The following is a 12662-nucleotide window of genomic DNA, read 5'->3' as shown; positions in this document are numbered from 1 at the left end:
TATAATTAAAAACAAATCTTATGAAGGTACATGAATACCAAGCAAAGAGTATCTTTGCATCTTATGGACTACCGGTAGATCGCAACATCGTTTGTCGAACACCGGATGAGGCTGTTGCTGCGTATAAACAATTAGGTTTAGCAAAAGCGGTAGTAAAAGCACAAGTACACACGGGCGGTCGCGGTAAGGCTGGTGGTGTTAAACTTGGAAGTAATGAAGAAGAGATCCGCCAACATGCAGAAGCAATCTTAGGCATGGACATTAAAGGGTTCACTGTTGATCGCGTCCTAGTTAGCGAAGCTGTTAACATTGCATCAGAGTACTACATGAGTATTCTTGTTGATCGCAAGTCGAAGTGCCCTATGCTTATGTTGAGTCGTGCCGGTGGTATGGATATTGAGCAAGTGGCAAAAGAGACTCCAGAGAAGATTGAGAAGATTGTCATTGATCCAACTATTGGTATGTCTGACTTCCTCGCACGTGAAGCAGCGTTCAAGTTATTCGATAACATGGCACAAGTGAAACAAGCGGTGCCTATCTTCAAGAACCTTTATAAACTCTTCGTCGAAAAGGATGCCTCACTTGCAGAGATAAATCCTCTCGTGATGACACAGGAAGGTACACTAAAAGCCATCGACGCTAAGATGACCTTTGATGATAATGCTCTCTTCCGCCATCCTGATATAGCTGAACTCTTCGAGCCTACAGCAGAGGAGAAGAAAGAGCGTGAGGCTAAGGATAAGGGATTCAGTTACGTTAACCTTGGAGGCTCAATCGGTTGTATGGTGAATGGTGCTGGTCTTGCAATGGCTACGATGGATATGATTAAACTCTATGGTGGCGAACCAGCTAACTTCCTTGATATTGGTGGTAGCTCTAACCCAGAGAAGATTGTTGAAGCCATGAAGCTCTTATTAGCCGACAAGCATGTAAAGGTTGTTCTCATTAACATCTTTGGTGGAATTACACGTTGCGATGATGTTGCTAAGGGCTTGCTTGAAGCATTCAAGGTGATTCAGACCGACATTCCTATTGTCATCCGTCTCACTGGTACCAACGAGGCGGAAGGAAGGGCAATATTAGAAGGAACCCACTTCAATGTTGCCACCTCTATGGCAGATGCTGGACATAAGGCAGTTGAACTAAGTAAACAACTTTAAATAAGATATTATGAGTATTCTGATCAACAAAAATACAAGACTAATTGTACAAGGTATAACTGGTCGTGATGGTAGTTTTCACGCATCAAAGATGAAAGAGTATGGAACCAATGTTGTGGGTGGCACCTCTCCTGGCAAGGCTGGACAAGAAGTCTGTGGTATCCCTGTTTTCAACACGATGAAAGATGCGGTGGCTGCAACACAAGCAAACACTTCTATTATCTTTGTTCCTGCACCTTTCGCTAAGGATGCTATGCTAGAAGCGATTGATGGCGGTATTCAACTTGTCATCTGTATTACCGAAGGTGTACCAACGCTCGACGCTGTAGCTGCACAGCATTATGCTAAAGTTCACGGTGTAAAGGTTATCGGACCTAACTGCCCTGGCTTGATATCTCCAGAAGAGAGTATGGCTGGTATTATGCCAACAAACATCTTTAAGAAAGGACATACTGGCGTCATCAGTCGTAGTGGTACTTTAACTTATGAGGTGGTGCATAACCTCACCCAAGCAGGTCTCGGACAGTCAACAGCCGTTGGCGTCGGTGGTGACCCAGTTGTAGGTCTTTACTTTGAAGAACTATTACAGATGTTCCAAGATGACCCAGAGACGGATAGCATTGCACTCATTGGTGAGATTGGTGGTGACGCAGAAGAACGTGCCGCAAAGTTTATAAAGGAACATGTAACTAAACCTGTAGCTGTCTTCATCTCTGGACAACAAGCTCCTCCGGGCAAACAGATGGGACACGCTGGTGCTATAATTTCAAGTGGCTCTGGCTCTGCAAGTGAAAAGATAGCTGCGTTTGAGGCTGTTGGTGTTCCTGTTGCACGTGAGACGAGTGAGATTCCAACACTACTAAAGCAACAGATGAAGAAGTGATGCGAGGTATCTCCCAAGACTTTCAAGATAAGGAAAAGCCCCATCAGAACTATATTTCAAAGGAAGTGAAACATGAATCAATTAGTAAATTTGTTTAGCATTTCATATTAACTATAACTTCCTTAAAGAATCTAATATACCCTCGTTCGTCCAATAACTTTATTTATATGCGGACTAACGAGGGCTTTCTATTGCACACGAATAAGGTTCAGGACATCCCACTTTATTATAAGCATAGATTATTAGAATAATAAGTCCTTTTCCTTTCATATAACCCTTATCACACTGCTCATATAAGCTATACGATAGTACTTATATAAGCAGTACCATCGTATTCATATAAGCATCTCCGTATTATACACGTTTGTATAATGAATTATACACGCTTGTATAATCAGTTATACACGTTTGTATAATTAGTTATACACGTTTGTATAATCAGTTATACACGCCTGTATAATTCGTTATACAAACGTGTAGAACTCGGTAAGTCTTATTGAAGTACGATTGAACACTAACTTAAAGTATGGTTGACACCTAACTTAACCATCTATCTCACTTATCCTTAGACATCAATCCTAGTGAAAAAGCGCATCCAAACCATCGAGGCTAATCCTCTCATCAGTAGGAAAGTAAGGAAGGCTAACCACAATGCCTCATTAGCAAGACTCCCCCTAAACCCTAAGTAAACTGCGAAGAACGATAGCATGGCAATGACCGTTGAAAAGAGCATACCCTTCGTGTCAGTAAGTCCGATGAATACCCCATCAAGGATGAAAGCCGTCACACCTACAACAGGAATAAAGCAAGCCCAAGGCAAGTAAGGTCGCGCCGCCTCAACGACTGCAGCATCATCCGTAAGAAGATGTAAGAATCCTGTTCCACCTATCACATATATCCCCGTGAACAGTAGGGTCATCAAACCGCCAAACGCAAACAAGCGTCGTATCGTAATTCGCAGTCCTTGCTTATCTCCAGCACCATAATACTTGCCACTCAAGGCTTCTCCAGCATAAGCGAAACCGTCCATGACGTAAGAAAAGATAGTGAACAAGGTCATCAACAGCGTGTTTACAGCCAACAGCATTGTACCTTGTTTTCCTCCCGCCGAAGTGAAATAGAAGTTAACGGCTATCAAACATAAGGTGCGAAGAAAGATATCTTTATTGACAAGGAAGAAGTCAATCCACGCTCCTTTCACTGAAAGAATGTGGGTAAAATTAGCCCAAGTAGATTGCCCTAAGCTCGTTCCCTTTCTCGCCTTATTAATCTTACTTACACGCTTCCATGCACTTAATAATGCCACCAGAAAACCAATCCATTGAGCGAGCAATGTTCCTGTAGCGACACCTGTTATCCCCCAGCCCAAGGCAAACACCAAGGATAAAGAAGTAAGAATATTCACTATATTCTGTAAGATGGCTACGACCATAGGTGTACGTGTGTCCTGCATTCCAATGAACCAACCTGTCAACCCGTATAACCCCAACATTGCTGGTGCGCCCCAGATAACAATACGGAAGTAAGTTGCGACATAATCCCACGAGGCTTCAGGTGTATTCATCAAACGTAATAAGCCCCATTCCAATCCTCTTTGAGCAAGGATGAACGATAAACCGAAAGCAAGTCCAATGGTTAAACTACGCACCAATATTCCAATACATTCCGCCTTGTCCGCACGTCCAAAGGCTTGAGAAGTCATCCCACTGGTTCCCATTCTTAGGAAGCCAAGTAACCAGTACATCACATTGAAAATCATTGTTCCAACGGCAATCGCACTGATATAGGCTTCATTGCCAATATGCCCCACCACCATAAGGTCAACTAGTCCTAACAGCGGCACCGTGATATTACTCACAATGGAAGGTAAGGCTAGGCGGAGTATCTCCTTATTCTTATCGTCCAATCGCATCATTGTTTCACTCACGAATATAGTCTTTCGCTACAAGGTCGTAATATAAAGCTTCCAACTCAGCCAAGGATAAATGTTCTATGGAATGTTCTAACACGCGGATAAGCTCCATCCGACGAGTTTCATTCTCTACTCTATCAAAGTTCATAAGATTTCTTTTCTATATTATATCGTTGATCTTCCTACTAGAAGGGACAACATGACATACTAATTTACACTGCTATATACACGCAGAATGAGGCGACAAAAGTAATTGAATTAATTGTGAATTCAAAAGATATTAGGTAATTTTGCGTACATTAATGTATTATTAAACCATCATGGGAAAGAAACAGGAATACAAGCAAAAGAATGAGGAATATCTGAAAGAAATTAGTCAGCGGGAGGGAATAAAGGTTCTTCCTCATGGTATTCTTTACGAGATAATAAAAGAAGGAACGGGCGAAGGAAAGGTGCAGTCGCGTTCTATCGTAACTTGTAATTATCGTGGGAGTCTCATCTCTGGTAAGGTTTTCGATGATAGTTGGCAAAGGGGAGTGCCAGAGGCATTCCGTGTTAACGAATTGATTACAGGCTTTCAAATAGTTCTATGCGCCATGCATAAGGGGGATCATTGGCGTGTTTATATCCCTTATCAAGACGGATATGGTACGAAAAGAGACGGGGATATTCCTGCCTTCTCTACACTAATCTTTGAGATTGAACTCATTGGGATAGGTTAAGAACGTAGAGCGGAAAGTAATCTTCAATTAGCTTTTTAAAATACAATGCCTATGTTGCTTAAAACTTTCATTGGGTCTTGCATTGCGTTAATATCCTTCTGTTCTTGCAATTCAAAGTTGACTGTCGGTAACATGGCAGGAGAATACCACTATATATATAAGGTGGGAAAGGGGATGAGTGGGAGTTGCCGTCTGACACTACGTAAGGACAGCAGTTTCAGTTACTCAGAACATTTCGACCTCATGTATTCAAGTGGTAAGGGAGTGTGGGAACTAAAGAAAGACACAATAACCTTAATATTTGATAATCCGCCTTATAGCATTTACGAGGCACTAGCAGGCGGAGAGACTTATCGCGGAACTTGGACTGTGCCCATCATAAGAAGAAACAAAGTGCAAGTAAAGAATATAATACTCGTTAAGAAGTTGCACTTAACGAAGAAGTCATCTTATCTTGAGACGAAGAAGAATGACTAATTCACATTCGGATATGCGCTGCACCTTATCATCAATCAGCACAAAAAAAAGACTCTCATCATTGAGAGTCTTTCTTGAGGTGCCTAGCGGAATCGAACCGCTCTACATGGTTTTGCAGACCATTGCCTAACCTCCCGGCCCAAGCACCATTGTTGTTAGCAAAGGAGTATCTTGCTTTGCGTGTGCAAAGATAAGTACTTTATTCGGTTTAACCAAACTTTTCAAGATTTTTTTCAATGCCTTATAAGAAAATCATCCCTACGTTGCATTGCTCAATACCACTTAAAGGGTATTAAAAAGAGGACTTCAGTTATTGGTTAACTTGCGAAGTCCTCCGTTTCTAATTACTTAAAGCATACAGGCTTCTTGCGCCCTTTCAACTTCCGCTTAGCTTTGAGTTGGTCGTGGATAGCACATCCAGCGCAACCATGACAAGGGTCTTTGGCAGTTTGAAATGTTTGCCAAATTCTATAGCCCACATAGGCTAGAGCCGCAAGAAGGACTATTGCTAAAACAATATATTGCCACATCTCCTCCTCCTTCTATCTCTTAAACAGGAACATTCGTATCATCCTCAGCAAATGGATCTTCAGAGAAGTTTAGCTCATCCTCATCAAACCATTTAGAGAGTTTCTGCTTTGCTTTATCCTTTAAGTTATCATCAACTTGACTCCAAACCTTCCCTAAAGCATAGAGAAGAACGGCGAGGTCGTCAGCTAAACCAGCTATTGGTATTGCATCAGGGACAACATCTATAGGAGAGATCAGATAACCCAAAGCCCCAATGATGATGGCTTTGTCTTTCAATGATACCTTGTCACTCTGCATGAGATAATAAAGAATCAAAGCTATATAAACCAACTTAGCTCCTGCTCGCTTGGCGATGCGTTGTATCTTCTCAATGAAGTTCTGCTGTGAGAACTTGTCCTTGTATTTCTGTAAATCAGGTATTTCCATATTACAATTACATTAAAATTATTACTTAAAGGCTATCACTTTGTCAACGTATGCTTTAGCTTCAGGATAATCTTGATTAGCACGATGAACACGACTACGGACAACTGCCTTCATGATTACTCTATAGATTAAGAAGAGCACCAAACCGACAGCTATTGCCACCAAAACATTCCACACACCTTTGAAAGGTAGTGAATCATCGGGGAAACCAGACATTACGAGGATTGGCAAACATAATAAGATGCCAGCTACAGTATAACGTGAACGTTCGGTTCCCTCGCTATCTAAAGCTGCTTGATAATCAAACAAATAATCTGAAAGAACCTCTTCGCTAACCTCTACTGGTCGTTGAGGGAAACCAGCTTCATCCTTATGATTCCTTATCTTATTCTCTACAACGTGCTGGAAGTCATCCACTACAGTTACATATTGTTCTTCTAAATCTTTCATGATCAAACTCGTTTTTTAGCTAATGTCACACTCTCACCCACGCTAATCTTCTATAAAGGAAGATTAAAGGAGCATAATTGAAAAAAGATAAAGCAGTGTTCCTATAAGCCGGGTTCCGTCTCTTCCTCATCTTTCGATAAATAGGAAGATGCCTGTCATTTATCTAGTTTACAAGTCACCTTGTAACTCAAGCATTCTACCCTCCGTTGTGCTAACGCTTGGGCGGGCAGCCCTCAAACAACGGTTTACATGAACTTGCAGCTCCTGAACGATACAGCCAGACGATCACCCGCCTGCTGGTAGTCTCTTACACTACCTTCTCACCCTTACCACTATTAGAAGTGGCGGTCATTCTCTTCTACCTTCATCTATTGTCCCCAATAGCTTCTACTTTCGGAAGCAGGATGCCCTATGCTGCCCGGACTTTCCTCTCGTACCTTTAAAAGATACCAGCGACAGAGCCGGAACACTGCCTTATCAGGGTTACAAAGATACTATTAAAACATGGAACGGGCAAAACATTTTGATTTTTTTCATATAAATAGAAGGGCATACAAACTGTAACTACATTGCACATAACTATTCAATAGCATAATAAAAGAGCATCTTCTTTATCTTAGAAAGTGCTCTTTTCTTATGAAAGAAAGCACCTTCTATGACATTAAGAAGCCTCTTGTAATATACTTCAAATTATCTATTGATTATCAGGATGTTATAACTTTAGTTTAAACATCCCTCCTTTTTCTCCTTAGAAAATCATATATAATAAAGGTATCAAGTCCTTTGATGATACTTACAAAGAGTTATTTCCTATAGTTATTATTAACTAATTTGAAAGAATTAACAACGAATTGAAGAAGAGATAACAGGAAAAAGCGTTGAAACTGAACGAATGTAAATTTATCAACTCTTCTAATTAAGAGCCGTTAAGTAGCGAAATTAAAGTGTTAAAATCGGATAAAGATAGCTGACAAAATAACCGATTTACACAATTTGCACCTATATTTGCAACCACAAAAGAAGTCTGATAGACATTCCATACAATGCCAATTTGACAGATAACAAAGTTACTAATAAATAAAAGAATAAGTATATGAAGAATTTATCAAAGTATCTGGCTGGTGCAGCATGTGTTACTGCTCTTGCCTTTTCCACAGGTGCTTTCATCAAAGTATATGCAGCTGAAGCACCAGTTGTAGCTCCAGGTCAGCCAGTAGACCTCACTTATGCAGCAGAGAAAGCACTGCCCGCTGTAGTGCATATTAAGTATGTCCAAAACTCTAAGACACAGACCGTAGACGTTCAAGATGATCCATTTGGAGGCTTTTTCGATCCATTCGGTTTCTTCGGCAACCCTAATCAAGGTAACGGAGGATCACGCAGACAGAAGATCCAAACACCAAAGAAAGAGGCAACTGGTAGCGGTGTTATTATTTCATCAGATGGATATATCGTAACAAACAACCACGTAGTTGAGGGTGCTGACGAATTGACAGTTACCTTAAATGACAATAGAGAGTTCTCTGCACGCATCGTTGGTTCTGACAAACAGACAGACCTTGCCTTATTGAAGGTAAATGCGAAGAATCTCCCAACTCTACCAATCGGTGACTCAGATAAACTAAAAGTTGGAGAATGGGTAATCGCTGTTGGTAACCCTTATAACCTAAGTTCTACTGTTACAGCTGGTATCGTTAGTGCAAAATCTCGTGGCTTAGGAGCTTCTCAAAATGGTATCGAGAGCTTCATTCAAACTGATGCAGCTATCAACCCTGGTAACTCTGGTGGTGCGCTGGTAAATACGCAAGGCGAACTGGTTGGAATCAACGCAATGCTTTACTCACAGACTGGTTCTTATAGTGGTTATGGTTTCGCCATCCCAACAACTATAATGAATAAGGTTGTTGATGATATTAAGAAGTATGGTAGTGTTCAGCGTGTAACCTTAGGAATTCAAGGCGGTGACGTTCTAAACTATATCAACGCACAGAAGGAAGATGGCAAGAATGTAGACCTTGGAACGAATGAAGGTGTATATGTTGCCGAAGTAGTATCAGAAGATGGCAATGGTGCAGCTCTAGGCTTGATGAAGGGTGATGTTATCACAAAGTTTGATAACCAAAAGATAACTCGCATGTCTGAACTTCAACAGGCACTCAATGGTAAACGTCCTGGTGATAAGGTTACAATAACTTATCTCCGCCACAAGAAAGAGATCACAAAGAGCATTACATTGAAGAATGCACAGGGTACTACAAAGATTATCGAGCAAGCTGATATTGATGTTCTTGGTGGTCAGTTCCGCCCAGTAACAGAGGCAATGAAGAAGCAATTGAATATCAACTATGGGCTTGAAGTACTGAAGGTCAATAACGGTGCATTGAAGTCTGCTGGTATCAATCGTGGCTTCATCATCCAGAATGTCAATGACAATATGGTTAAGAGCATTGACGATTTACAAGGTCTCGTAAAGAAGGCTTCAACCAGCAAAGATCCTGTACTCTACATACAGGGTATTTATCCAACTGGCAAGAAAGCATACTTCGCAGTACCATTGGGTGACTAAGCCTTTAGTTGTAGTCTTTTGAGACAATAAAAGATAATCCTCCTTTCTCCTGAAAATAACCATGAGAAAGGAGGATTTCTATCTATAATAAGGTAATATTTTCTACGTTTTATTTGCTCAACTCATTGGATTTACGTAAATTTGCCACCACTTTAGTTAATGCCACGCAACATGAGACAATTGAAAATCACAAAATCGATTACGAATCGAGAGAGTGCTTCTCTTGATAAGTATCTTCAAGAAATCGGTCATGAAGAAATGATTAGTATTGAGGAGGAAGTTGAACTTGCTCAGCAAATACGAAAAGGTGACCGTAAGGCTCTTGAGCGGCTAACTAAAGCCAACCTACGCTTCGTTGTCTCTGTGGCAAAACAATATCAAAATCAAGGATTATCGCTCTCCGACCTTATCAATGAAGGTAACTTCGGATTGATAAAGGCTGCTGAGAAATTTGATGAGACACGCGGCTTTAAGTTTATCTCTTATGCAGTGTGGTGGATTCGACAGAGTATCTTACAAGCGATTGCAGAACAAAGTAGAATCATTCGATTACCCCTCAATCAAGTTAGCTCGGTCAACAAGATAAACAAAGTGCTAAACAAGTTTGAGCAAGAAAACGAACGAAGACCAAGCATAGATGAGATCGCACAGGATACAGATATTCCTGAAGAAAAGATAATTGAGGCTTTCAAAATAAACACGCATCATATCTCTGTTGATGCTCCTTTTCATGATGATGATGAAAGTAGCTTATTGGATGTTATTCCGAATGATGCAATTCCATCTACTGACAAATCTTTAGTAGAAGAGAGCTTACGGGCAGAGATTGGTAGAGTGTTAGATATCCTCGAAGATAGAGAAAAGAAAGTCATTGAGGCTTACTTCGGTATTAACCAACGGGAGATGACCTTGGAAGAGATTGGAAGTAAATATGGACTGACACGTGAACGCGTAAGACAAATAAAAGAGAAAGCAATAAGACGATTACGTCAACAGACAAATAGTAAAATACTCAAGGCTTATCTTGGGCAATAATATTAATATAGAAATAAGAAAATGAGACTTCGCCAACTATTAATCGTCACAGCTCTTCTTGTGGGATGTGTAATTAACGGTAATGCAAAAGGATATAGACCAGCAAAGATTTACATGTTTGGTTTTGCTGCTTCTTTTAACGATTCAATTGTCTATCTAACGGATATTCAAACAGTAAATGCATACTTAGTAAACAACAGAACAAAGTTCTTGGCTAATCGTGAAGACTATTCTTATCAATTACGCAACTATTTACAAAGTAATGGTTTAGAGGCTTATCCTACTTGCATAACCATGTTCGCAGAGAACGAGAAAGATGCTACAAAGAAGTATCTTAAACTAAAAGAACGTTACGAGAAATCGAAAAAGAAATACTCTATCAAGAGTTTAAAAGATAGTCAGTTTAAGTACACGCCTGTTGAACCCGACCAACAATCATAAAATGGACGTAAACAACTTTAGAGTAGCTGACCTTGACGTGCAGATTACATTCCGTGATACAAGTATCAACGGAATGCACTTGTTACGCTCGTTTGAACCTTTTAGAGTCAAGGAAGAATCATACAAACCTTTCTTTCGTCTTATTGTTGATGATTCAATAAGACCTGTACTCAAAGAGCAACGCAAACGTATTCGTGCCTTTGACACAGGTAATGGAGACACCATTGTTGATCGTGTTGAAGATGGAAGTTATCAGTACATCATCAAAGATATTAGTGGTGCTGATTGTTGCTTACTTAAATGTAATAAGGATTTCAGCGAATGTTATTGCGCCTTGAATGGCAATACCAATATGCGTACATTCGGTCTTAATAATGCACTGATGCTCATCTTCGCATTTGCGGGTGCTCAACGAAAAATCTTGCTTATCCACGCCTCCTTAGTACGCAATAATGGTTATGGATATGCTTTTATCGCAAAGAGTGGAACGGGAAAATCAACACAAGTCAGCATGTGGTTGCGTCATATTCCGGGTAGTGACCTCATGAATGATGATAATCCCATTGTGAGACTTATTGATGGAGAAGCATGGATTTATGGAAGTCCTTGGAGTGGGAAAACTCCTTGCTATCGTAATATTAAAGCTCGCTTAGGTGCAATCACACGTATCGACAGAGCTAAAGAAAACTCTGTCGACAAGCCCTCTCCTATTGAGGCATTCGCATCTCTTCTCCCTTCTTGCTCTAGTATGAAATGGGATTCTACCATCTACAATGCTGTTTGTGATACTATCACTAAAATAGTTGAGACTGGTCGTATATATACTCTCCACTGTTTGCCAAACAAAGAGGCAGCGGAGATTTGTCAACGCGCAATAGCAATTAAATAAGAATGTCGACTAAAAAGCCAATCCTCACAACGACTGAGATTCAATTTGCAAATGCCGATTTAATCCCAGAAGTCGTTAAGATCTTAAACGAAGGACATAATGTAACTTTGCGCCTTCGGGGATTCTCTATGCGTCCATTCCTTGAGAATGACAGAGACAAGGCTTTACTGGTAAAACCTTCAAGTATAAAGGTTGGCGATCCAGTCCTTGCCGAGATAAGTCCAAAACATTTTGTTCTGCATCGTATTGACCAAATAGACGGAGAGAATATCACGCTTCGTGGTGACGGAAACCTCGGTGTTGAACATTGTAAGCGAGAGAACATTGTTGGTGCAGTCATTGGTTTTTATAGAAAAGGACATAAGACCATGGATCGTACTGACGGGTGGAAATGGAAGTTATATAGCAAACTATGGGTAGGTTTACTTCCCTTTCGTCGTTATCTCCTTGCCGCCTATAGGCGATTATGGATTCCATTATTCGGACCAATCTAAGCAATGACAAAGTTCCTTTCTCTGTCCAATCAAACAAATAAGGCTAAGACATTAACTCATAATAAGTAATCAACAATAATGAAAGTAAAGAATGGCTTTAACCTCCGTGAAGTATGCGGAGAAAATATCATAGTTGCAGAAGGAGATGAGAATATCGACTTCAGCAATATCATCTCTATGAACGAGAGTTCGGCTTACTTATGGCAAGAAGTGCAGAAACTAGATAACTTCACCATTGATACTCTCACCCAACTCCTTTGTGAACAATATGAGATTGATGAAGCAACAGCTAAAAAAGATGTAACAACACTTGCTACACAATGGGCTGCAGCTGGAATCATTGAGGGCGAAGATATGCCTAAAGTTAAAGCAGAAGAGCAATTTCACAAAGAAGATATCAAGTCTCAAAAGGAGGAAATAACGAAACCAAAAGAGAAAAAGAAAGGTTTCTTTAAACGTATCTTTGGATAGATAAGATTCCGTTTTATATATTAGAAACGAGTCTCATCAAACCAGGGAGAGACATTGCTAAGATATACAAGAAAAAGTTCGTGAACAATTTAAGAAAAGTTCGCGAACTTTTTCTTGTATATCTTAGCATTGACAGATTGGCGAGACGATTATATATAAAATAAGATGTACCAATGCTATTGTAGCTTTTGATACACCTTATTTA

Annotated in this window: 15 protein-coding genes, 1 tRNA gene and 1 other RNA gene; 10 read left to right on the top strand and 7 right to left on the bottom strand. The window is 40.3% G+C overall.

What is annotated here, in order from left to right:
• Window positions 1–20: 20 nt before the first annotated feature.
• Together sucC and sucD are read left to right on the top strand one after the other, a co-directional pair.
• On the top strand, window positions 21–1160 hold the full coding sequence (gene sucC / locus J5A55_RS02920) for an ADP-forming succinate--CoA ligase subunit beta (RefSeq protein ID WP_004382729.1): 1140 nt from the start codon (window positions 21–23) through the stop codon (window positions 1158–1160).
• Window positions 1161–1170: 10 nt separating this feature from the next.
• Window positions 1171–2043 carry a succinate--CoA ligase subunit alpha gene (sucD, locus tag J5A55_RS02915; RefSeq protein ID WP_004382728.1) on the top strand — a complete coding sequence of 291 codons (873 nt, stop codon included), beginning with the start codon at window positions 1171–1173 and terminating at the stop codon, window positions 2041–2043.
• A 565-nt stretch (window positions 2044–2608) separates the two neighbouring features.
• Here the strand turns inward: sucD and J5A55_RS02910 are convergent.
• Entirely contained in the window at window positions 2609–3958 is a 1350-nt protein-coding gene (locus tag J5A55_RS02910) for an MATE family efflux transporter (RefSeq protein WP_004382727.1), read from the bottom strand.
• Window positions 3959–3962: 4 nt separating this feature from the next.
• Window positions 3963–4103 carry a hypothetical protein gene (locus J5A55_RS02905; protein ID WP_004382726.1) on the bottom strand — a complete coding sequence of 47 codons (141 nt, stop codon included), beginning with the start codon at window positions 4101–4103 and terminating at the stop codon, window positions 3963–3965.
• A gap of 172 nt (window positions 4104–4275) precedes the next feature.
• Between J5A55_RS02905 and bamJ the strand changes: the two genes are divergently transcribed.
• Window positions 4276–4677: a BamJ family beta-barrel-assembly machinery protein gene (bamJ, locus tag J5A55_RS02900; RefSeq protein WP_004382725.1), complete on the top strand. Its 402-nt coding sequence runs from the start codon at window positions 4276–4278 to the stop codon at window positions 4675–4677.
• Window positions 4678–4809: 132 nt separating this feature from the next.
• Complete coding sequence (locus tag J5A55_RS02895) at window positions 4810–5154, top strand: hypothetical protein (RefSeq protein ID WP_004382724.1); 345 nt, start codon at window positions 4810–4812, stop codon at window positions 5152–5154.
• Between the two features lie 77 nt (window positions 5155–5231).
• On the opposite strand, the gene J5A55_RS02890 is transcribed toward J5A55_RS02895, so the two are convergent.
• The 5 genes from J5A55_RS02890 to rnpB form a co-directional block, all read right to left on the bottom strand.
• Window positions 5232–5302 (bottom strand) — tRNA-Cys (locus J5A55_RS02890).
• Window positions 5303–5498: 196 nt separating this feature from the next.
• Window positions 5499–5684, bottom strand: coding sequence for a FeoB-associated Cys-rich membrane protein (locus tag J5A55_RS02885; RefSeq protein WP_004382722.1), 186 nt, complete (start codon window positions 5682–5684; stop codon window positions 5499–5501).
• A 19-nt stretch (window positions 5685–5703) separates the two neighbouring features.
• Window positions 5704–6111 (bottom strand): YkvA family protein, encoded by a 408-nt coding sequence (locus J5A55_RS02880; protein ID WP_004382720.1) that lies wholly within the window; start codon window positions 6109–6111, stop codon window positions 5704–5706.
• 21 nt (window positions 6112–6132) lie between these two features.
• The gene (locus J5A55_RS02875; RefSeq protein ID WP_004382718.1) at window positions 6133–6561 is read right to left on the bottom strand and encodes a hypothetical protein; all 429 of its coding nucleotides are present in this window, start codon (window positions 6559–6561) and stop codon (window positions 6133–6135) included.
• Between the two features lie 88 nt (window positions 6562–6649).
• An RNA gene (gene rnpB, locus J5A55_RS02870) (RNase P RNA component class A) lies at window positions 6650–7034 on the bottom strand.
• A gap of 620 nt (window positions 7035–7654) precedes the next feature.
• Between rnpB and J5A55_RS02865 the strand changes: the two genes are divergently transcribed.
• The 6 genes from J5A55_RS02865 to J5A55_RS02840 all read left to right on the top strand — a co-directional run bounded on the left by J5A55_RS02865 (window position 7655) and on the right by J5A55_RS02840 (window position 12457).
• On the top strand, window positions 7655–9127 hold the full coding sequence (locus J5A55_RS02865) for a trypsin-like peptidase domain-containing protein (RefSeq protein WP_004382716.1): 1473 nt from the start codon (window positions 7655–7657) through the stop codon (window positions 9125–9127).
• Window positions 9128–9298: 171 nt separating this feature from the next.
• Complete coding sequence (locus tag J5A55_RS02860) at window positions 9299–10162, top strand: sigma-70 family RNA polymerase sigma factor (RefSeq protein ID WP_004382715.1); 864 nt, start codon at window positions 9299–9301, stop codon at window positions 10160–10162.
• Window positions 10163–10183: 21 nt separating this feature from the next.
• Window positions 10184–10603, top strand: a complete 420-nt coding sequence (locus J5A55_RS02855) for a hypothetical protein (RefSeq protein ID WP_004382714.1) — start codon at window positions 10184–10186, stop codon at window positions 10601–10603.
• Window position 10604: 1 nt separating this feature from the next.
• Window positions 10605–11492, top strand: coding sequence for a hypothetical protein (locus J5A55_RS02850; protein ID WP_004382713.1), 888 nt, complete (start codon window positions 10605–10607; stop codon window positions 11490–11492).
• A 2-nt stretch (window positions 11493–11494) separates the two neighbouring features.
• Complete coding sequence (locus J5A55_RS02845; protein ID WP_004382712.1) at window positions 11495–11986, top strand: hypothetical protein; 492 nt, start codon at window positions 11495–11497, stop codon at window positions 11984–11986.
• A gap of 78 nt (window positions 11987–12064) precedes the next feature.
• Entirely contained in the window at window positions 12065–12457 is a 393-nt protein-coding gene (locus tag J5A55_RS02840) for a PqqD family protein (protein ID WP_004382711.1), read from the top strand.
• The last annotated feature ends 205 nt before the right edge of the window (window positions 12458–12662 follow it).

This window comes from Prevotella veroralis, assembly GCF_018127765.1.
GTDB lineage: Bacteria > Bacteroidota > Bacteroidia > Bacteroidales > Bacteroidaceae > Prevotella > Prevotella veroralis.
This window is presented reverse-complemented; position numbering and strand designations above follow the sequence as displayed.

Bases quoted from the DNA above. Each gene is read 5' to 3' on its own strand.
- J5A55_RS02910 (WP_004382727.1), bottom strand. From the start codon at position 3,958: ATGATGCGATTGGACGATAAGAATAAGGAGATACTCCGCCTAGCCTTA.
- J5A55_RS02845 (WP_004382712.1), top strand. From the start codon at position 11,495: ATGTCGACTAAAAAGCCAATCCTCACAACGACTGAGATTCAATTTGCA.
- J5A55_RS02875 (WP_004382718.1), bottom strand. From the start codon at position 6,561: ATGAAAGATTTAGAAGAACAATATGTAACTGTAGTGGATGACTTCCAG.
- J5A55_RS02840 (WP_004382711.1), top strand. From the start codon at position 12,065: ATGAAAGTAAAGAATGGCTTTAACCTCCGTGAAGTATGCGGAGAAAAT.
- J5A55_RS02885 (WP_004382722.1), bottom strand. From the start codon at position 5,684: ATGTGGCAATATATTGTTTTAGCAATAGTCCTTCTTGCGGCTCTAGCC.
- sucD (WP_004382728.1), top strand. From the start codon at position 1,171: ATGAGTATTCTGATCAACAAAAATACAAGACTAATTGTACAAGGTATA.
- J5A55_RS02860 (WP_004382715.1), top strand. From the start codon at position 9,299: ATGAGACAATTGAAAATCACAAAATCGATTACGAATCGAGAGAGTGCT.
- sucC (WP_004382729.1), top strand. From the start codon at position 21: ATGAAGGTACATGAATACCAAGCAAAGAGTATCTTTGCATCTTATGGA.
- J5A55_RS02855 (WP_004382714.1), top strand. From the start codon at position 10,184: ATGAGACTTCGCCAACTATTAATCGTCACAGCTCTTCTTGTGGGATGT.
- J5A55_RS02905 (WP_004382726.1), bottom strand. From the start codon at position 4,103: ATGAACTTTGATAGAGTAGAGAATGAAACTCGTCGGATGGAGCTTATC.
- J5A55_RS02865 (WP_004382716.1), top strand. From the start codon at position 7,655: ATGAAGAATTTATCAAAGTATCTGGCTGGTGCAGCATGTGTTACTGCT.
- J5A55_RS02895 (WP_004382724.1), top strand. From the start codon at position 4,810: ATGGCAGGAGAATACCACTATATATATAAGGTGGGAAAGGGGATGAGT.
- bamJ (WP_004382725.1), top strand. From the start codon at position 4,276: ATGGGAAAGAAACAGGAATACAAGCAAAAGAATGAGGAATATCTGAAA.
- J5A55_RS02880 (WP_004382720.1), bottom strand. From the start codon at position 6,111: ATGGAAATACCTGATTTACAGAAATACAAGGACAAGTTCTCACAGCAG.
- J5A55_RS02850 (WP_004382713.1), top strand. From the start codon at position 10,605: ATGGACGTAAACAACTTTAGAGTAGCTGACCTTGACGTGCAGATTACA.